This is a genomic window from Erwinia sp. AK-PDG3-5, from assembly GCF_056821705.1.
This window is the reverse complement of record NZ_CM165967.1, coordinates 633423-653143: the sequence shown is the minus strand read 5'-3', so window position 1 is coordinate 653143 and position 19721 is coordinate 633423. Positions and strand designations below refer to the sequence as shown.

General features: G+C 47.1%; 12 protein-coding genes and 1 tRNA gene. 4 read left to right on the top strand and 9 right to left on the bottom strand.

Annotated features, from left to right (window positions below):
- Positions 1-2: 2 nt before the first annotated feature.
- A complete protein-coding gene (locus tag AC1UKS_RS03005; protein WP_482435655.1) occupies positions 3-1115 on the top strand; it encodes a helix-turn-helix domain-containing protein in 1113 nt (370 codons plus the stop codon).
- Positions 1116-1336: 221 nt separating this feature from the next.
- On the opposite strand, the gene AC1UKS_RS03000 is transcribed toward AC1UKS_RS03005, so the two are convergent.
- From AC1UKS_RS03000 to AC1UKS_RS02960, 9 genes are all read right to left on the bottom strand, one after another.
- A complete protein-coding gene (locus tag AC1UKS_RS03000; protein ID WP_284106245.1) occupies positions 1337-2089 on the bottom strand; it encodes a hypothetical protein in 753 nt (250 codons plus the stop codon).
- A gap of 296 nt (positions 2090-2385) precedes the next feature.
- A complete protein-coding gene (locus tag AC1UKS_RS02995; RefSeq protein WP_482435653.1) occupies positions 2386-3255 on the bottom strand; it encodes a restriction endonuclease in 870 nt (289 codons plus the stop codon).
- The gene (locus AC1UKS_RS02990) at positions 3252-6035 is read right to left on the bottom strand and encodes a phospholipase D-like domain-containing anti-phage protein (protein WP_482435652.1); all 2784 of its coding nucleotides are present in this window, start codon (positions 6033-6035) and stop codon (positions 3252-3254) included. Before AC1UKS_RS02990 ends, AC1UKS_RS02995 begins: the two co-directional genes overlap by 4 nt.
- 42 nt (positions 6036-6077) lie before the next feature.
- On the bottom strand, positions 6078-9173 hold the full coding sequence (locus AC1UKS_RS02985; RefSeq protein WP_482435651.1) for an anti-phage-associated DUF1156 domain-containing protein: 3096 nt from the start codon (positions 9171-9173) through the stop codon (positions 6078-6080).
- A 31-nt stretch (positions 9174-9204) separates the two neighbouring features.
- Entirely contained in the window at positions 9205-10290 is a 1086-nt protein-coding gene (locus AC1UKS_RS02980) for an anti-phage-associated DUF3780 domain-containing protein (RefSeq protein ID WP_482435650.1), read from the bottom strand.
- Positions 10291-10314: 24 nt separating this feature from the next.
- Positions 10315-13440 carry an anti-phage-associated DUF499 domain-containing protein gene (locus tag AC1UKS_RS02975; protein ID WP_284106250.1) on the bottom strand — a complete coding sequence of 1042 codons (3126 nt, stop codon included), beginning with the start codon at positions 13438-13440 and terminating at the stop codon, positions 10315-10317.
- Between the two features lie 2 nt (positions 13441-13442).
- Positions 13443-13634, bottom strand: coding sequence for a type II toxin-antitoxin system antitoxin (locus tag AC1UKS_RS02970; RefSeq protein WP_095924506.1), 192 nt, complete (start codon positions 13632-13634; stop codon positions 13443-13445).
- 217 nt (positions 13635-13851) lie between these two features.
- Positions 13852-15105 carry a tyrosine-type recombinase/integrase gene (locus tag AC1UKS_RS02965; protein ID WP_482435649.1) on the bottom strand — a complete coding sequence of 418 codons (1254 nt, stop codon included), beginning with the start codon at positions 15103-15105 and terminating at the stop codon, positions 13852-13854.
- 184 nt (positions 15106-15289) lie between these two features.
- Positions 15290-15374 (bottom strand) — tRNA-Leu (locus tag AC1UKS_RS02960).
- Positions 15375-15766: 392 nt separating this feature from the next.
- Between AC1UKS_RS02960 and AC1UKS_RS02955 the strand changes: the two genes are divergently transcribed.
- From AC1UKS_RS02955 to AC1UKS_RS02945, 3 genes are all read left to right on the top strand, one after another.
- Positions 15767-16279 carry a YjjA family protein gene (locus AC1UKS_RS02955; RefSeq protein WP_013203975.1) on the top strand — a complete coding sequence of 171 codons (513 nt, stop codon included), beginning with the start codon at positions 15767-15769 and terminating at the stop codon, positions 16277-16279.
- Positions 16280-16482: 203 nt separating this feature from the next.
- Positions 16483-17985, top strand: a complete 1503-nt coding sequence (locus AC1UKS_RS02950; protein ID WP_482435648.1) for a helicase HerA-like C-terminal domain-containing protein — start codon at positions 16483-16485, stop codon at positions 17983-17985.
- A gap of 55 nt (positions 17986-18040) precedes the next feature.
- Positions 18041-19336 (top strand): DUF445 domain-containing protein, encoded by a 1296-nt coding sequence (locus AC1UKS_RS02945; RefSeq protein WP_482435647.1) that lies wholly within the window; start codon positions 18041-18043, stop codon positions 19334-19336.
- Positions 19337-19721: the final 385 nt, after the last annotated feature.

The window sequence follows — 19721 nt, the reverse complement described above, 5'->3', positions numbered from 1 at the left end:
CCATGTTTAATTCAGAGCGTTTACGTATAGCAAGAGAACGAAGAGGTCTGACACAAAGAGCTTTAGCCGAAGCAGCTGAATTGACCAGCAGAACGATTTCGAACTATGAGAAGGCAGGTATCTTTGACGCTATAGCCAGTGACAGTATGGATAAAATCTCTGCTGTTCTTGGTTACCCTGTTGAGTTTTTCCTCGACGGAGACGTCCCTTCTCTTTCTCCTGAATCGGTTAGTTTTCGAGCAATGTCTAAGCTAAGCGCACAGAAGAGAGATTCAGCGCTTGGTGCAGGCAAACTTGCCCAGGAGTTATCGATCTGGATTGAAGAAAAATTCAAACTACCGAAACCCAATATTCCTGATTGTAGCTTCGATGGTTATTCGGAACCTGATCGTGCCGCCCGAGCAGTGAGAGAACACTGGGGAGTCGGTGAATTATCGATTTCTAACTTAATTCACCTTCTGGAAGCTAATGGTGTACGTGTGTTCTCGCTCGCTGAAAATTGCATTGAAGTTGATGCTTTTTCGTTTTGGATTGACGAAAAACCATTTGTTCTTCTGAACACAATGAAAACGCCGGAGCGTAGCCGCTTCGATGCCGCTCATGAATTAGGTCATTTAGTTCTTCACAAACATTCGAGCAATAATGGAAGGCAAGCCGAGCTAGATGCAGACCGCTTTGCATCATCTTTTTTGATGCCTGAACGTAGTGTTTTGGCGACAGTCCCAAGAATGCCATCGCTGGATCTACTTATCTCAATGAAAAAAAATTGGAAAGTATCACTCGCAGCTTTGGTCCGTCGCACATTCGATGTGGGTTTATCTACCGAATGGCATTATCGACAGTTATCAATTGAGTTAGCTCGGCGGGGGTATCGGACCAGCGAACCACAAGGCATGGACGATCGTGAGAGATCACTTGTATTAGAAAAGGTATTTTCAGCACTGCGTTCAAGTGGGATCAAGCGTAGTACGATCCTCGAACAACTACGGTTCCCTGCAGATGAAGTAAGTGCTCTTACCTTCAGCAATAGCTTCTTTATGGGCTCCATCAATGGGGAAGGCTTATCTGAGCAAACCTCTGGTAAACGCCCTCCACATTTGAGTCTGGTTAAATAGATTTGAATGAATATGGTATCTACTTGCCATATTCATTTTACAGCAACAGCTACATCTAGTACTCATGTGTATTAGCTCAGATTTGAACTGACACAATTCTGGCACTGAGCCAAACCTAATCTGACTGTCCGCTCTGTGCCAGATATATTCATTCAAGGACTGAAACTAACGGTGCAGCTCAGCTTTATCACGCTGCGTCCGCTGGAGTCATGTGTTAAAACTCATTCAGGAATAATGGAATGTAGTTCTTGGCTGATCGGAATTTCATAGTGTTTCAGTAGTTCTCCGATGTTAATTCCTACTACCTTACGAACTGCGCCGAGGGAGAAGTTCAGCTCATCAATGCCCGGCCAATCAGGAGTTGAATTCATATAGTGTCGGCAAGCACGGACAATTGACTCAACGATCACTGATAGCGGGGACTCGGGTGCAATCTCAGAGCGAATCGCCGTAAGAGAGAGCCGGAGCTCCTTCAAAGAATCCAAGACTCGGCTTGGATCTTCTTGAGCGTATGGCATATAGAGAGAACTCTTGTCTTCCAATAAATGGATCACACGTAGAGCAACGTTCTCGTCTGGACGATGCGACAGAAACTGAAACATTAGTCTCTTTCCTCCCTCCAAACACTCCTTCATCAGTGATTCGTGGTCGCGTTTCCATTTGCGCAAATGCTCGGCTGGGTAACCCTTTCCACCATTCTTATCAACTAGATCGGCACAAGCTCCGCACAACCATATAGCATTATTTATGCTCTTCCGCTCTGTTTCTGATTGGGACATGTCATAGCGTGGTCCACCAGGACTTGCCGCGCAGATATGCGCCGCCTCACCCGTCTTGATAGAAAGATTTTCCGCCGATTGATCCGGGCCGATTGTTACTCTGTGACAAGAAGGATTGCTACAAATGTATGCGGCGCGCTCTGCGATCTTACCAACAACGCTTGGAGGGAAGTTGTGTCTCTTTGTCTTAGTCATAAAAGTTGTGTTTCTTCGTCCTGACCATATAAGTGGAGAAAATGAATTCTAACTTATTCTAGGCCATATGGGACCCTAGGCCTGAACTGCTCCCTGTTGATCAATAAACCAAGATTTGAGCCAAACAGTCATCAGATTTGAGTCCAACAAGAGCTTCCACTTCTCGCTCGCAGCGGAATGTCAGATTTGATTGGATGCTGCCTGAGGAAATTGTTAGCTCATATTTTGAGCTAATACAAATCATGACAACCATACATCCATTCAAGTCCCTACTGTGGAAAATTAACTAGTAGCTACTAAAGATTTAAAAACCAATCTGGATCTACACTCACTTTCTCAACGAGCTCTGTTCTCACTCCTAAACTTAGTTCCTTAAGCTTATCAGCTAATTGATCGCCATCAACTAAATCTATTGGGGAAACACCGTCACGATTTGCTTCTTCTATGGCAGCTTTTGTGAAATTCCCAGTTGTAATAAACATTCCTCTATCTGCCCGTCCCACAGTAGCACCTCGGAAATCTCGTATCTCTGGAGCCCCAACCGATCCTTTGTATTTTTTGCACTGAAAAGCAATGTGAAAACTCATCAAACCATTTATTCTGGCAATGCCTTTACCATCTATACCACCATCACCAGTACGGCCTGTAACTTCAACGTGAATAAAACCAGATTCTCGTAGAAGCCTTTGCGTTAACCTTTCAAACGCGTCAGGACTCATCTCCTCAATCAATATGTGATGTAATTTTTCGCGCCAAGCAAGCACTTCCTCCGGTGAATCATCAACAGATAATTCAGGTTTACTAGGATCCGTTGTAGCCAGGCTAGCTTTTCGGTCTAATGTACGAACAAAATTTACAATCTCACGACTATCGATTTCCGACGCTTGTTTCGCTTTATCTGTTAAGGCCCATACACCACGTGATGAATTTTCTAGATAACCCGCCTTTTTTAAGTAAGTGCGCGCCCAAGCTAAGCGATACCCAATCTCTGTCTGACTGCTTTTCTCCGGGTTATGTAAAATCGCCAATGTTTCTTCATCAAACTTTTCTATATCAACCACAGTCTCATAGATTTCATCGATACTACCCGACCCCCCTAAGTTAACTAAGGCCTTCATTAATGGGACCATGAGCTGATCATAAGTAACCATTTTTCCAGAACTCATTTACTTTCACTCCACCCGGACATCATTAACTCTGTGAAATCGCGACGCGAGAGTACGTTGGAGCAATCACGCCAATCTTTATCTGATGGAGACATTGTCTCTGTATATCGCAAGTCAAACCCATTAGCCTGCTTCTGGGCGTTAATATACTCATCCATTTTCTCACCCATAGTTTCAATATCTTCTATCCATTCATCACGGATGGTGTCAGGCAAAGAGCCGAACAGGTTGTAACGATCCTGCATTCGTTCAGACAGTTTCTCATAAACCTTTTCGTCCACGGTTTGCTCGTTGACGAGATTAAGCATACTGACTTTTTCACGAACTTGGCCAAAGCGCTTGATGCGGCCAATACGCTGCTCTAAACGTGTCGGATTCCATGGCAAGTCAATATTGATCAACGTACCTAATGTCTGAAGATTCAGGCCTTCACAAGCGGCATCCGTGGCAACCATGATCTCAAGTTGATGCTCAGCAACCATACGCTTAAGCATTTCCCTTTCGATATTGACACTTTCACCCTTTTGATAAAGGCGGCTGCGACCTGCACCAGCATAAAGACCCACAGCCTGATTAGGGTAACGTTCAGCAAGTGAGTCGGCGACCCACTTAGCTGTATCGTAATACTGGCTGAAAATAATGACTCCAAATTTCAGCCACTTCTCCTTCTCAAGGTAATGAATCACAGCGTTGAGTTTCGGATCTTCTTTTATATGCTCAAGTCTGGCTATCATCCTTTCCAGAACCGCAATTTCAGCCGGGCTTTCGGCTTTAATCTCAATCAGCTGTTCATCGTTTTCCTCAAGAACAGTACGGCCTTCCAATAGCATTCGGGCCGTATTTAATCCAGCGGCAATACTTGAGCAAATCCGTTGTTCCATAAGATTTTTCATGAAGCCACTGCCCTTACCATTCAGGGAAAGGGCTTTGCTAAAATGTCGCGCCTCTGCATAAGCTTGTCGGAAGTCCTCACTTGTTCTCAAGGCTTTCCCTTCGAACAAAATATTAAATTGGTGAACTTCCTTTGCCAACTCCCGATCAGGATGAACATCTACACCTATGCGGGGCAAAAGACCAGCATCTTCAAGCGTTACACGTTTGCGCAAAACAATGTGGCGGATTAATGGGTTTTCACGCTGAAAAAAACTGGCACCAGATATATCTCTATCCAACTCATCTTCAAAATATTCTAAAGAGTCTTCTGACAGGTCTGAGAGCGTATTCTTTATATCCCATTTATCATTCTGATTAATTAAGCCAAGATCCTGGCGAATAGAGCTAAATAGGCGACGAGCATACTGTTCATTGGTTGAATCTACGACTGGTAATGGTGACCGAAGAAGCTCCCAAGCAAAACTGGTTTTGGTCACGCGCTGTTCACCCGACAGTATGGGCAAAACTTCTTGTGGGCGGTGCCATTTGGCAAAGTCGTTGCCAAGTACAAAATTACCGCTACCTTGATGTAAGATGCCAATCAAGTCCCATAAATCCTCAGAGTTGGTTTGAATGGGGGTGGCCGTGCCCAAAATAACATGATCTGAGCGCGCAGCGATTTCTCGCATGAAGGTGAGTAACTCATTATGCGAGCCAGCATCTTTGCCGAAACCTTGTCTGCTACGCGCTTTATGCGCTTCATCCAATATCGCCACACCAAAATGCAATCCCAACAAATGCTGCTTCTCTAACGAGTCACGCATCATTAGGCCCGTGGATACAATCCCTACGCGAAGCGGACACTTTGCAATATGTTCTTGTCCAGTGGGCGATATAATCCGCCCTTCAGGATCTAACCAAGCTTTCTTCTGGGTATGCCATCTAGCACAAGGAATGCCTAACTTATCTATCATCTCCACTTGCCATTGCTCACAAAGCGTGGCTGGAGCAAAAATAATAACGGGTTTGCGTTTCTTATTATCGCGATCACTCAGTAAACACAATGAAAGTGCAGCAGTAGCCATCGAAAGCGTTTTTCCAAGGCCAACTTCATCAGCAATCAATAAGCGTACGATGCCATGGTTGTGGTAATGCCGAATGCACTCACTGACAAACCCTTGCTGCCAAGGTTGTAAGGAAAATCCCTGCCGATAAAGTGGAGACTCGATCAACGCTGCAGGAGCTATATCATCAGCTTCGACGATATCTTCAAATAAAACCTCTCTGCGATAGCCACGTCGTTTCACCTCACGAATAACCGCCTCAGGTAATGGACGAGCCGCATTCCACAAAAAATTGAACTCTTGTTCAATCCATTCCACTCCTTCCGGGGATTCATCTTCCCAAAGAATTTCATAATGACGTTGCCAGCCACTGCTGGTTTCGTTCATAGAGCCAATGAAGCCAACTTTTCGCCCATCAGCAAGCTCAATAACACCTGCTTTGCCGTGTAAAAAACCGCAAATACTGTCAGGAGCAACCCGGATTACTTGACCATGCTTGGCCAAGAAACTGTCAAGTCGTCGATAGCGATCGCGGTTGAGTAGGCTTTCAGCTTCAATGTTCTGCTCATTCCAGCGACCTATCATTTTGGACTCACGAAGCTGAGCCACTTTCAGGTCATCAGGATGAATATCTACATTACAGACGATTTTTACATCCGGTATAGACTCGATGAGCTCGTTGGCCACTTCAAAGAGTGAGCTCGTAAAATAACCAGCTATACGTTTGTAACTGCGAGCACCTTTAAGGTGCTCAAGCAGGAAACTATTGTCGAGTCTATGCGTACGTGACGAAAATCGCCTAATGCTCATTACCGTAGAATCTCCATCCCAGTTGTAACTCAACTAATAGCTTCATTGATTCATCATTGCTTCTATTCACGTCGATCATTGGCCAAGTGCACGCATGTTCTTCAGGCGGGCCCCCAACACTTCAGCTGCCTCACGAGTGGCTCTCTCGGGAGCTTTTTTCTCAATGAAGGTTAGCATTTCGATCAATACCGGCCGCACTTCTATAAAGTCCGGCAAATCTGCTTGCAACTGATTAATTATTGTCTGAAGTTCTTTCTCACTGAGTGTTTCTTGCAAGGCAATAATCAAATGTCCAAGCCAAGTTGAGCCGATCTCAGTACTGTCCGTCAGGTCACGTGAAGAAAACTCGGGTACTTGCTTAAGACGCGCCTTATTAGCAGTCATATTACCCATTACCCGACCGTAATCCTCAACTCGGAAGGCCTTGGCGAAATTTTGGTAGTTATCAAGTTTTGAAGCCCCTGTGGTTTCAATATCCATCATGCGTAGATAGAAACGTTGAATACCATTTATTTTTTGCCAAGTATCAGCGGATAACCCTTCTGGTACCAACAGACTATTTGCAGCTTCAGCAGCTTGTTGCACTATCTCATCCACGACAGTTACTTCACCCTTGATACGTGGACGCAGGGCAAAGTTGGTGACATCATCGCCACCAATATGGGTATAAGACGTCAGAACTTTTAGCGCTGCTGCATAACCGGCCATTTGAAGATCAGAGTCGTTAAAGACAGGTTCACCCAACTTGCCTTGAACCTCATCATTAAGGTGCATCATTGTTTCGATCTGGCGCTTAACCTCAGCCCGCACGGTCGGCAACAACCGTTGCTTAAAACCAGCACGTTCTCCAGCAACGCGTTTGCGCAGCATCAAAATGACTGTGCCTTGCACGTAGCCGCCTTTCTTCAGTTCAGTGCTAGTTTCAGTGGCGATGTACCAAGCTCCTACAACCTGTAACCCTGATGCCCAGAAAATACCAACCATATCTGACCAAACGCCAGTATCTTGATGGGTAAACATCACACATTGCATACCGTTGTCGGACATATGCTCTGCCATCGCCTTATAAGCACTAATCATTCCCTTACGGAAGTCATCCCCAGCACCCTTAATAGCTAAGGCTCTACGGGAGTCCCATGTCCATTTATCGAATGGTTCAGGCGGATTTTTGCGTAGCCATGCAATAAAGTATTCAGTAATTTCATGATAATTAACCGCATCTGCGTATGGGGGATCTGTAATGTATATATTATTCAATACTGTTATTTCATTGCTTGCTAAAGCTTGTAACTCAGTTTTGTGGGGCAACGGGATCGATGGATAATTTTGTACAAATTCGCAATCAAAAAATGATCTATTAGCCCAGTTGTACAGTGTATTTAATGCTTGATTTGAAAATACATTAGAGGTGAAATCGCTCCCCCCCCCTGATGAATATCTGACAATCCAACGAGATAATTTTGAGCAAAAATCAAGTGTTCCACAAAATTCTGAAATTAGCTCTGGAGCATCTATTTCTTGCTTTAGAAAGGCTAGATTCAAGAGATCTCTCGGAGTAAACAATTGGTGCCAATATCGCCATCCACGCGTTCTGATAAGCTCATCGGTTTTGTCACCCGGCTCTATTTCCATATCGGGAATTATTCCGCGCGACTGCCAATCCTGAATGTTTTCAGATAGAATTTTATCTATCACTTTTTCACGAATAATATCTTCTTCTCTAAGGCCTGTAAAAAATGTTATTTTTCTAGACTCATGTATAGAATCCTTTGTAACCCATTGTATTGCATACAATCTTTCTCGAAAAATATCATTCTCCCTTGGCCTAAAATCCAATTTTTCCCATAACCTTAATCGGTTTTTTGTTTTTCCATCTTGATCCCGAAAATCACCTCGAAGTGTTTTTATCGGCGTGCGGTACACTTTACCATCTAACTCATAAACCATTTGCCCATCTTGAACGGTACCAGTTTTCGCAGCCTCTAACTCATTAGAAGTTACATCGCTAATAACCTCAATATCAAACGACTTAAGTTCACGATTAGGTATTAGTTTTGCAATAGTATTTTGTCTCGGCGAAATAACCCAAGAGGACGACAAGGGAATCAACCACCCAGTTTCAGGACAACGAGCCTCTATACAATACAAGAAAGCCTTAGCCCTATTACCTTTGGAATCATGTTCGATTCCTAAGTCAACTATTTTTTTTTCAACCTTATTTTTGACTTGTCTCTGCTTTTCTATTGTCGATTTATGGACATCAGGCTGAGCACCAATGATATTAAATGTTCCCCAAGTCAACATGCACGCGATTGGATTTAAGTCAGAGGCATACACGTCACAACCTAATCTGGCTGCTTCGAATGGTATTGAACCGCCACCACTAAAGGTATCGGCTACTTTTGGTCGGTGGCCGTAGCGAAGCAGCCCGAGTTGTTCTACGAGTTCTTGATGGGATTTTGCGTTAATGCCAAGGTTTTTATAGTTTCGATTAACTTTTGCCCAAATATGCTCGTAAAGCCAATGCTGGTCAACTTCCTCCGGTCTTTTGCAAAGGCTAGCTTTTGCCTCATATCCATCAATAGTTTCTAAATATTGGATATAGATCGTCAGTTTTTCTCTTTTTTCTACATCGCGACGCCAGCGCAACTTTAGGCCAAGAGAATTACTGTTGATTGGAAATTGTAACGCATCTATCTCGTTAAAATTAGCATCAGTAGCTTTGACGTTATGACTAAAATAATCCCAAGGATTATGCAACTGTATACGAGCAGCTATATCGGTCGGCTTAATATCATTTTGAATTAACGCTCGTTTTGCTAGGCTTTCGATGTCAAAACCCATCAGCATCTCGAATGTTTCTAAATCTTTTTCAGTATCCTCAGTTTGAGGCAAGAGTGTCCCCAACACGATCGACCGAACAAGGATCAAAGGTTTTCTACCCTTCCAATAAGATCCCAATGAAGTTAATGTTTGACCTGGCCCAGCTTTTCGTTCTTTTTGGGCTTCGAATGAAATTTTTTGTGCCGGATATGCCGCCTCAATTAGAGCTGGTGCATCCTTAAGTACAAAAGGAGTTAATTCTGCCATCTTGTCTTTATCTCCAAACAGGTCGGGCAAGGCAATTTGCCTTGCCCGACCTAAAAAATGAACATATTTTTTAGGCTTCATAGTTTTTCCGCGCCTAAATTCAAACCATGAGCTAACTTTTTTTACCGTATCCCAGCTCTTTCAGGCTCCGCCCTTGCAGATCCCGCCAAGCATCCATACCACTACGCGGATTACCTGCTATTACACAAGCTGCCGCACTGGGACTTTTAAACTGATACTCGTGTTCGAAGGAATAAACATCTCCTCGTTTCATTAGAACACCATCATCTAAAAGTTTCTGACGCAGGTCTCGAATCGCTGGGCGCAATGATCTAGCTAGAGCAATATTGGCTGTTGATCCCTTTTTGACCAAAAATTCTGGACTACTCATTTCGCCAACCGGCTGCCCGATAGCCTTGGCAAGTTTGGCTTCAAACAAGAATAAGAACTCCTCTGCATTTGAGTTGCCTAGAGCAGGTTCAATAGATAATTGAGCATTAGCTGCATCGAGAGATAACGAATCGTCACCACCGGTATCGTGAGACAACAAGCAGGTATTATCAGATGATTTCAAGTCGCCATAACTTACTGATGGTTCCTCAATTTCGTGTGATTTTGGTGCATGTCGACTATAAGAGACACAGCTGTCTTGAGTGAATTGTATTTGCTCAGTTTGTACGATATCACCAAGCGCGTGACGCAGGGCAATACGCCACCCAATATCACGATCTTCAACCCCTCCAGTGCTTTTGGCTGTCATTCCAAATAACCACCAACGTTCTTCTGGGCTAAGCGCTAACCAGTTGCGAACTGCAACGGGGATATTGTCAATTTCCATACCCTCTATTGCCCAAGCGAGTACACAAATCTCCTTACCTAACAAACGGTCAAGCATGTTCTCGCCTACTTGCCAAGAGCTAGTTTCTAAGCCATAGCTTTTCAAGCGAGAATTAAACGCACGTTGCACTTCAGCGCGTATCGCTGTCCAACGAGTGCGGTCTAACTGCACACGATCAACTACAGAAAATTCTTCGCTTTGCGCCTGCAAACCAAGATACTCACTAATTTGCACTTTACCGGTACTCGACTTTGGAATGATCACTTTAAAGTGGTGAGGATCACTGCTAGCAGGCACACCGAAACCCAGCGTCGGATGCTTAACACCTGTCGTGGTTTTTTTTGATTGTGCCTTGGCCATATATCTAGTCTCTATTTTTGGGGATTACTCTTCTTGAGCAATGTCACCAGGTTTCAACTCAATACCAACTAATTTGGCGAACTCTTTGGCTTCAAAGCCATTTTCAAAATCGACACCATCTCTCACAGCAATTGAGACATTAGCATCAGCTTCGTTCAATACGTCCCGCAAGCTATTTATAGTCGCCTCGATCATTGCGGCCGTGATTTGACGCTCTCCAAAGCGAACACCAACAGTGTTCTCTCCTTCACCGATCTCAATGCGAACACCTTTAAAGCGTGTGTTTGCTTGATCTTTAAAGCGGTTCAGTACCTTGAAGACCTTTTCTGTGGTATCGAGCGGTACACGCTTGCCACTGATTAAACTCGCTGGCTTGGTGTCATCTATCTGAACAGTTTTGTCACCGCTATGCTGTATCGGGAAATCTGCTGTTTTAGTTGCTTCACCTGCTTTAGCGTAAACCAACAAGCGAGCAGCATTAGAGCCAACTTCAAACGGAGCAACATAGGGTTGTCCATCTTTCGGATTCGAGCCATCCAAGGTGTAGTACATCTCGGCTTTCGGCGTACACTGCAAGGTAACCTTTCGTTTATCTGCGGAAGGTTCAATTTGATGTCTTATTTTTAGATCTGCAACCCAGCGCGTTGCGGGGCCACACTCATATTTTCCGGTTGGATCGGCAACTTTAAAATAAAGTGTACCTTCCCTCGTACTAAAATTTTCCAAATCATCAACTGTTGGATCAGTATCTAGCACTTCTGGTTTAGTCGAGAAATAGATAACTGGGCTCTCACCCGCATTTCTTGGAGTCAAAGTGATGAGCGACTCTCCATTTTCTGGACTAGTGCCTACCAACGTGACGTTAACACTGGTTTTTTCTTTCGGGAATGGTCCTTTTTCAATATAACCATCCTCCCCCATTCTCCAGCGCCCCTGCTTAAGAGCTGCAGCCCTGAGGGTATCCATACCACTGCCACCAGGCATCCAGGGCCAGCCTGAATTGCATTTGGCGCGGTTGACAACATCCTTCCATGGTGTACGGCGGTTACTGGCACCAGACGGCCAAAGTTCGGATTCTGCCATAGCAAAAAACTGGGTGAAATTCTTATCCAAATCAGAAGCTAATTTATAATTAGCTCTTGGATCTGCCATCAATTTTTCAATTTGCACTTCGGCAGATTGGTCACCTTCCCCAACTTTTAATCCATGATCAATTGTGACTTTGAGCAAACGCTCAGAGCCATCGATTTCATCGATACCGGGAAATAGGATTGTATTATAAGCTGCAGACAAGGCCTTGATAAAACGCCCTTCAGCTTCTTCTAATCTGTCCCGAGCTTCCTCATATAAGGTATCCCCAGCTTTCAACCGCTTGGTAATCTGTTCGATGGCATACAGCTCACGCAGGCGATCTTCCACTGCATCAGCCATGATGCTGTCCTGTCCAGTAAGCACAAGTAAGTTGTTTTTTTCCTGCTGAAACTCAAAGAAATTAGTAAGTTCGCTAGGAGGCACTTTACCATCTGGCTTAATCACTATAAGAACACGAGGTCCACCCAGCTTGAGTTCGTCCATACGTGGGAGGATCTGAACCTCCTGATATACGTTACGACGATTGGGCTGAAGGATTCCTTTAAGCCTATGAATTAGAGCCTGATCAATTTTTGGTTGCGGTAATTCTTTAGCATTACGCTCGATCTGACGTGAAAGGTTTTCCGTTTCTTTGATATAGAAGCGCTGGTCTTCCCGGTGTAAATACCAAGCTTGTTCGCGTAATTTTTGGAGTGCATCAAGGAACTCATCAGCTTTACGATTAGGCGCGGCTAAGAATTCAATTACTTCACTTTCCGACAGGCCAATACGCCCCCCTACAGCACGAGACAAAGACGATGCAAGCAGCAATGTCATTAACTGGCTAGCCGCATCGTTACTGAGTTCATTATCGATATTCTCGGCAATCGCATCGCCCTTGTCAGCAATGTCTCTGGTGACGGCTGGAATCAGTTTTGGTGAAATTCGTTCAATTTCATCATTCACTTGCTCGTCATTAAGATCCAGGTGCTGCGTGCCGACAAGGAAAACATCATCAACTTCGCGTTGCTCAACACTTTTTAATAGGCGAGCAGTAAACTGCATCAAGCCTCGAGTCTGCCTGAATCCCTCATTTTCTTTAAACAGAGCTACCAAGTGTTTAAACGATGGATGGAAGGGGTAGGTCTCTCTGATTTGTTCAGCAATTTGTTCAATACTTGCTGCAACAATGTATCCTCCGTCCTCTGCCTTTTTGATTTGCTGAGCGTATTCCTCAGCAACTTCATTGATGGTTTGCTCATCTGGCAGCTCATCAATCAATCTCTTTTTAAGGATTTCATATATTTCATTACCCGATAGCTGTACCGGCGTAATGGTCATCGATTGTCTGCGAGTTTCTTGCTGCAGGTTTGAAATTGCTTCTTTAAGTGTCTTGGTCTGGGCATCATAACTACCAGACAAGTTGGCGATGACAATACAGCAGTTTGGTAGTTCTAATGCAGCACTCATCAAGGCACTAAGGCTGTATACCACCATGTTAGCAAGTGTGCCTGAACCGTATACCTGAGTACTTGCGTTATCAAGATATGGCGGCAACTCATCAATCATTATCAACGTGGGAGTGCTGCCAATAATCTCTTTCCACTTTTGTTGGTCAACAGCTTTAGGACCATTAATCCAATGCTGTTTGATTTTCTCTGACTCGCCGAGCTGGGTGGCAATATCCCCCCAGATGTAATTGTCAGGATTATTGCGACCATTAAACGCAGCAATTCTTGCATTATCAAAGTCTAAGCGCTTATTAAGATCAGCAGGCAAGACCTCAGGACGTAAATGTGTATTTTTTGCAAGCAAGCCTAGCGCAATCATCATGTGGGTTTTCCCCCCCCCCATAGCCTGGGTGAGCTCGAAAACTGCTTGGTCTGACTTACCAGACAGGCGAAGCATACCTTCTCGGAAAAGTTGCTCCATACCGTGAGTAACATAGTTTCTTGAAAAGAACTCTTTGCCATCGCCTGCATCGTTTATCAGATCAGCCAGATTCTCAATTCCCTGGCTCATTCTGTAATCCTTAATAACAGGATTAAAACGACACGCCTGTTTCACTGTCTTGATCATGTTTAACGTTCCCCACGTTGATCCGATTTCTTGGACTGCTCGATGGCTATATCATTTTTCACGCAATGTTCACGGATCAGCATTTCTATCATGTTAGCGATAGAACGATGTTCCACTTGTGCGGCAGCTCGCAGCGCGTCCTTCAATCCAGGATCTAGCCGGATGGTAAGCGTCGCGGTTTTGGTAGTAGCCATGTCACACTCCCGAAGAATGCCTGCAAATGTACTGCAATATACAGTATTAGATTTTACTGAACAATCGACTCGCCCACATAGCCTTTTTGAATCCAGTACTGATTCCGGCATACACTTTGCGGTTATTGCTTGCCCATTTTTCCACCATAGGTACCCGGCATTAACTTTGTAGCGGCCTAGCAGTTCAGGCCGCAGATTTACAATATATTAAATCCCTTCACCTGCGTATCTTCCCAAAATCAAACGGACTAACCGCCTTCTCCCGATTCGCATCAAGAAAATCAGCCCACCACTGCAACATCAGCTTGCGTTCATCCAGATGTTCCGCTTTATGGATATACGCTGCCCGCACAGAGTTACGCTCCATATGGCTCATCTGTCGTTCCACCGCATCCCTCGACCACAACCCCGATTCAATCAGCGAACTACACGCCATTGTCCTGAAACCGTGACCACAGACTTCAACCTGAGTGTCATATCCCATCACTCGCAGAGATTTGTTAACCGTGTTTTCACTCATCGGCTTGCGAGGGTTATGGTCACCAATAAAGATCAGTTCGTGATCGCCACTGAACCTCTTTATCTGTTCAAGAATCGCCAGAGCCTGTCGGGAAAGTGGCACCAGATGAGGTGTACGCATTTTTGAGCCACGCTGTGAGTGCTTTACTCCCTCAATAGCTTCTCGCTCGGCTGGAATCGTCCACATAGATGTTTCAAAATCGATCTCTGACCAGCGAGCAAAACGCAATTCACTGGAACGAATGAAGACAAGAAGAGTTAGCTCAACGGCTAGGCGAGTCAGCGGCCTACCGGTATAGCTGCCTATGCGCTGAAGCAGCTCGGGAGTCCGTTTCAACTCAAGGGCTGGTCGATGCTGCCTGTTACTTGAAGCAACAGCGCCAACCATCTCCTGCGCGGGGTTATAGTCCAGTAAACCACTCTGTACGGCATAGCGCATAATTGCCGTGGTTCGCTGTTGTAATCGTGAAGCAACCTCAAGCCGTCCTGACAGTTCTACCGCTTTGATTGGGGCCAGCAGGTCTCTAGTTTTAAGATCAGCGATATTCCGCTTACCTATGGCAGGGAAGAGATTGTCCTCCAGGCTTTTAAGCACTCGTCGGCTATGTTCTTCCGACCACTTTTTATTTGTGGCATGCCACTCAATAGCAAGCTGCTCAAAAGTACGTGCTTCCTCCTGCTCAATCTTATCATTTTTCTTTTTATCTCCCGGATCGATGCCGTTTGCTAAAAGCTTACGAGCGTCATCGCGACGAGCTCTGGCATCTGCAAGAGATACGTCAGGGTAAACACCTAAAGCCAGCATCTTTTGCTTTCCGCCATAGCGGTACTGCAGACGCCAGTATCTTGAACCATTTGGGTGGACGAGAAGATGCATACCATTACCATCAGTCAGCTTGTATTGCTTATCTTTTGGCTTGGCTGTTCTGACTTTAATATCTGTTAGAGCCATGCTTATCCCTCCTGTTGGTACAAGCATTATCGAACCGGAAATACCATCATCTGTACCAACATCTGTTGGTAGATGTACGTTGAACCCGGTTGACCTTGAGAGAGTTACTATAGCGGGAAAGATAGGTAAATACTGGATTTCAGGCACAAAAAAAGACGTCCGTTGACGTCTATTGATGTTCCGATGGTGCCGAAGGCCGGAATCGAACCGGCACGCCTCGCGGCGGTTGATTTTGAATCAACTGCGTCTACCGATTTCGCCACTTCGGCACTGAAGGGTATGCGGAAAACGTTGGGGATTATACCGTTACCGACTCTGCGCGCAACTACTATCCGCCCTGTTGTGATGCAAGTGCTGAAAAAATCAGCGGTTACGAGGAAAAACCTTACCCAGCCTCTCCCCAAACGATCCTCCACAACAAAAGCCCAAAATCAGCAGTCCCACTTCTCCCCCCTTCTCCACCCCGTAAACTCACCATACAACCAACCCACCACCTCCGCCATCCGCCCCACCTTCCCCTTAGGACTAATCTCAAAGGCCAGCACCAAATGCTTTCCCCCCTCACAATGCGGAACTCCCCGACAATCCGGCAGTCCCAATGGGGAGATACGGTGTGACGCCCGAAGGGCGTCGCGCTGGAAAACATACTATAAGGTCTATTATGAAATTTTCTAAGATGGTTTTGGCAGTAACGGTTTCGACTTCCTTGTTCGCGGGCGTGGCTTCTGCAGCCAGCTGGCAGGATCAGCTGAGCAGCGCGGCTTCGACGCTCAGCCAGAACTCAAATTCTTCTACTGCGGCGTCGGGTACCACGCCTCAGCCTGCGGGAACGTCGCTTAGCTCGCTGACCAGCCTGTTAGGCGGCGGCAATCAGGCGCTCAGCTCCAGCACCATGACCAATGCCACTGGCGTGCTGCAATACTGCGTGAAGAACAATCTTGTGGATAACAACGTCAGCTCGGTGAAAGACCAGCTGATGGGCAAACTGGGTCTGACCGACACGGCCAAGCAGCAGGAAACCACCGATTACAAACAGGGCCTGATGGGTCTGCTGAACACCGGTAATAATCAGCAGGTGAACCTCAGCAGCCTGGGCGATACCGCGATGGGCAAGAAGGTGAAAACCAAAGCCTGTGACCTGGTTCTGAAGCAGGGCAAACAGTTCATCTCTTAAAACGGCGAGGCTGTCCCCTCACCGTCCTTCCCGGAGCCGCCACTGCGCGGCTCTTTTTTTTATTTATCCGCCAACTGAATCCGTTACAGTCATCATTGCGCGCTGAAAAAGGACAGTGCCCTTCTCGCTTCGCTGCGCGTCGGCCTGCTACGCTTAGTGTATGACTTCACCCACTTCTTTCGCTTACTTCAGGAACCATACCGATGACTGAACCGTTGCTGATTGCCAAAACCACCGACCTGTCGCTTAGCCTTTTGCCTGGCATGGCCAACCGTCACGGGCTGATTACCGGCGCAACCGGCACCGGCAAAACCGTCACGCTGCAAAAGCTGGCGGAAAGCTTCTCGGCCATCGGCGTGCCGGTGTTTATGGCCGATGTGAAGGGCGATCTGACCGGGATAGCGAAAGAAGGCGCGGCCTCCGAGAAGCTGTTAGATCGACTGGCGAAGATTGGCGTGACCGACTGGTCGCCGCAGGGCAATCCGGTGGTGCTGTGGGATATCTTCGGCGAAAAAGGCCATCCCATTCGCGCCACGGTCTCCGATCTCGGCCCGTTGCTGTTGGCGCGTCTGCTGGATCTGAATGAGGTCCAGAGCGGCGTGCTGCAGATTATCTTCCGCGTGGCGGACGATCAGGGTCTGCTGCTGCTCGACTTTAAAGACCTGCGGGCGATGACCCAGTACATCGGCGATAACGCCAAAGCATTCCAGACGCAGTACGGCAATATCAACAGCGCGTCGGTGGGGGCGATCCAGCGCGGGCTGCTGTCGCTGGAGCAACAGGGTGCCGAGTACTTTTTCGGTGAGCCGATGCTCGACATCAAAGACTGGATGCGCACCGACAGCGACGGCAAAGGGGTAATCAATATCCTCTCGGCAGAGAAGCTCTATCAGATGCCGAAACTCTACGCCACCAGCCTGCTGTGGATGCTTTCAGAGCTTTACGAGCAACTGCCGGAAGCCGGCGATCAAGAGAAGCCAAAACTGGTGTTCTTCTTCGATGAAGCCCATTTGCTGTTCAGCGATGCGCCGCAGGTGCTACTGGATAAGATTGAGCAGGTGATACGTTTAATTCGTTCCAAAGCCGTGGGCGTCTATTTTGTCTCGCAGAATCCGGCGGATATCCCGGATACGGTGCTCGGACAGCTCGGCAACCGTGTTCAGCACGCGCTGCGGGCGTTTACGCCTAAGGATCAAAAGGCGGTGAAGGTGGCCGCGCAGACCATGCGTGCCAACCCGGCGTTCGATACCGTCGCCGCCATTCAGGAACTCGGCACCGGCGAGGCGTTAATCTCCTTCCTGGATGAGAAAGGCAGCCCGTCGGTGGTCGAGCGCGCGTCGGTGATAGCGCCCTTCTCCCGGATGGGGCCGGTTACCGACGATGAGCGCAACGGCCTGATCAATCACTCTCCGCTCTCCGGCAAATATGAAGAGGCGGTCGATCGGGAATCGGCTTACGAGATGCTGAGCAAAGGCGTGCAGGCCGCCAGCGACGAGGCCAACGCGCCGCCGGCCAAAGGGCAAAAGGTCGAGGTGGACGACGGCATCCTCGGCGGACTGAAGGATATCCTGTTCGGCAGCACCGGCCCGCGCGGCGGCAAGCGAGATGGCGTGGTGCAAAGCGTCACCAAAAGCGCCGCGCGCCAGATTACCAATCAGATTATCCGTGGCGTGCTGGGCAGCATTATGGGCGGCCGTAAACGCTAAGCAACGGGAGTAAGGCAAGGCCGTCAACACACCATAAATTGTAAGATAAGGGTCAATGGACAAAGAACTCGAACTCACCAGAGCTAAACGTACGCCGTTGCTGCTGTTATGCGGCGCGGCAGGGGCCTTTATCGGCACCGTGCTTTACCCGCTGTGGTTTCCGACTAATCATTGGGTCGGTGCGCTGAAGGCCATTTCTGAAGCGTCGATGGTCGGCGGACTGGCCGACTGGTTTGCGGTCAGCGCGCTGTTCAGGCGCGTGCCGATCCCACTGGTTGGGCGTCATACCGCCATTATCCCGCGCAATAAAGACCGCATTGCCGATAACCTTGCGCTGTTTGTGCAGGACAAATTCCTTAACACTACCTCGCTGCTGACGCTGATCCGCCGTCACGATCCGGCGCAGATGATTGCCAACTGGCTGAGCAGCCCTGAGAACGCCGCTCGTCTGGGCGGTTATCTGCTGAAGATTGTGCGCGGGTTCCTCGACCTGGCCGATGATCAGCGCATTCAGGCATTTATGCGTCGTGCCATCCATAAAGCCATCGATAAGGTCGATTTGTCGCAGTCGGCGGCGATGGTGCTGGAAAGTCTGACGAAGAATAACCGTCACCAGACGTTGCTCGACGATGCCATCGCACAGCTTCTGCATCTGGTGAACAAGCCGGGCACCCACGAATTTATCGCCCAGCAGGTGATGCGTTATCTGAAGCGCGAGCATCCGTTGAAAGAGAAGATGCTGCCGACCGAATGGGTTGGCGATAAGAGTGCGGAGATGGCTGCCAACGCGGTGCGATCGATCCTCAACGATATCGAGCAGGATGGCGCGCATGAGATCCGTCAGGGCTTTAACCGCGCGGTGCAACGGCTGATCGAGCGGCTGCGCAACGATCCCGAAATGCAGCTGAAAGCCGAAGAGATCAAAGACTATCTGAAGCAGGATGACGCGCTGAATACCTATATCAGCCAGCTGTGGGGCGATCTGCGTAACTGGCTGAAAGCGGATCTTGATAAAGAAGATTCGGTGCTGCACAGCAAAGTTAGCGCTGCCGGTCAGTGGCTGGGGGAAACCCTGATGCAGGATGCCAACTTACGCGCCTCGCTCAACCAGCATATGGAAGAGGCCGCGACCAGCGCCGCACCGGAATTCTCGGCGTTCTTAAGCCGCCATATCAGCGATACGGTGAAGAGCTGGGATGCGAAGGATATGTCGCATCAGGTTGAGCTGAATATCGGCAAGGATTTACAGCGCATCCGCATCAACGGCACGGTGGTCGGTGGGGTGATTGGGCTGATCCTGTGGCTGCTGACGTTACTGCCGACGCTGATCGCCTGGCTTCGCACAGGCTAGCCTGCCACGGTGAATACACTTCCTCCTGATTTACCCCTGAACAATACTCTTTTATTTTTTCAGTAGAATAGTATTATTCAGGGGGATTTAATTAATCCCTCCTTATTTCCTGGTAGTTTATTTAACACCCTCATAATAAAGCATCTCAAAAGACCCTGCTTTTCTCTATTTTGAATATTATCGCAGATCAATCATTCCTGACATATCCGTTTACAGCAAAATTAAAATCACTTTTAATGGACACTTAATTTGTCTTTAAATTGTTTAATACAATAAGGCGAGATAATTCATTGCCAGAGCAATGTAATAAATAGAATAAATTAAAAGGATTATTATTGTGAGAAGAAGGACCGCTGCGTGCTACGGCACTCTTTTTGTCTGCGTA

What these genes read in the sequence shown, in the direction of transcription:
- AC1UKS_RS03005 (WP_482435655.1), top strand. Translation starts at nt 3, where the DNA reads ATGTTTAATTCAGAGCGTTTACGTATAGCAAGAGAACGAAGAGGTCTG.
- AC1UKS_RS03000 (WP_284106245.1), bottom strand. Translation starts at nt 2,089, where the DNA reads ATGACTAAGACAAAGAGACACAACTTCCCTCCAAGCGTTGTTGGTAAG.
- AC1UKS_RS02995 (WP_482435653.1), bottom strand. Translation starts at nt 3,255, where the DNA reads ATGAGTTCTGGAAAAATGGTTACTTATGATCAGCTCATGGTCCCATTA.
- AC1UKS_RS02985 (WP_482435651.1), bottom strand. Translation starts at nt 9,173, where the DNA reads ATGAAGCCTAAAAAATATGTTCATTTTTTAGGTCGGGCAAGGCAAATT.
- AC1UKS_RS02980 (WP_482435650.1), bottom strand. Translation starts at nt 10,290, where the DNA reads ATGGCCAAGGCACAATCAAAAAAAACCACGACAGGTGTTAAGCATCCG.
- AC1UKS_RS02975 (WP_284106250.1), bottom strand. Translation starts at nt 13,440, where the DNA reads ATGATCAAGACAGTGAAACAGGCGTGTCGTTTTAATCCTGTTATTAAG.
- AC1UKS_RS02970 (WP_095924506.1), bottom strand. Translation starts at nt 13,634, where the DNA reads ATGGCTACTACCAAAACCGCGACGCTTACCATCCGGCTAGATCCTGGA.
- AC1UKS_RS02965 (WP_482435649.1), bottom strand. Translation starts at nt 15,105, where the DNA reads ATGGCTCTAACAGATATTAAAGTCAGAACAGCCAAGCCAAAAGATAAG.
- AC1UKS_RS02955 (WP_013203975.1), top strand. Translation starts at nt 15,767, where the DNA reads ATGAAATTTTCTAAGATGGTTTTGGCAGTAACGGTTTCGACTTCCTTG.
- AC1UKS_RS02950 (WP_482435648.1), top strand. Translation starts at nt 16,483, where the DNA reads ATGACTGAACCGTTGCTGATTGCCAAAACCACCGACCTGTCGCTTAGC.
- AC1UKS_RS02945 (WP_482435647.1), top strand. Translation starts at nt 18,041, where the DNA reads ATGGACAAAGAACTCGAACTCACCAGAGCTAAACGTACGCCGTTGCTG.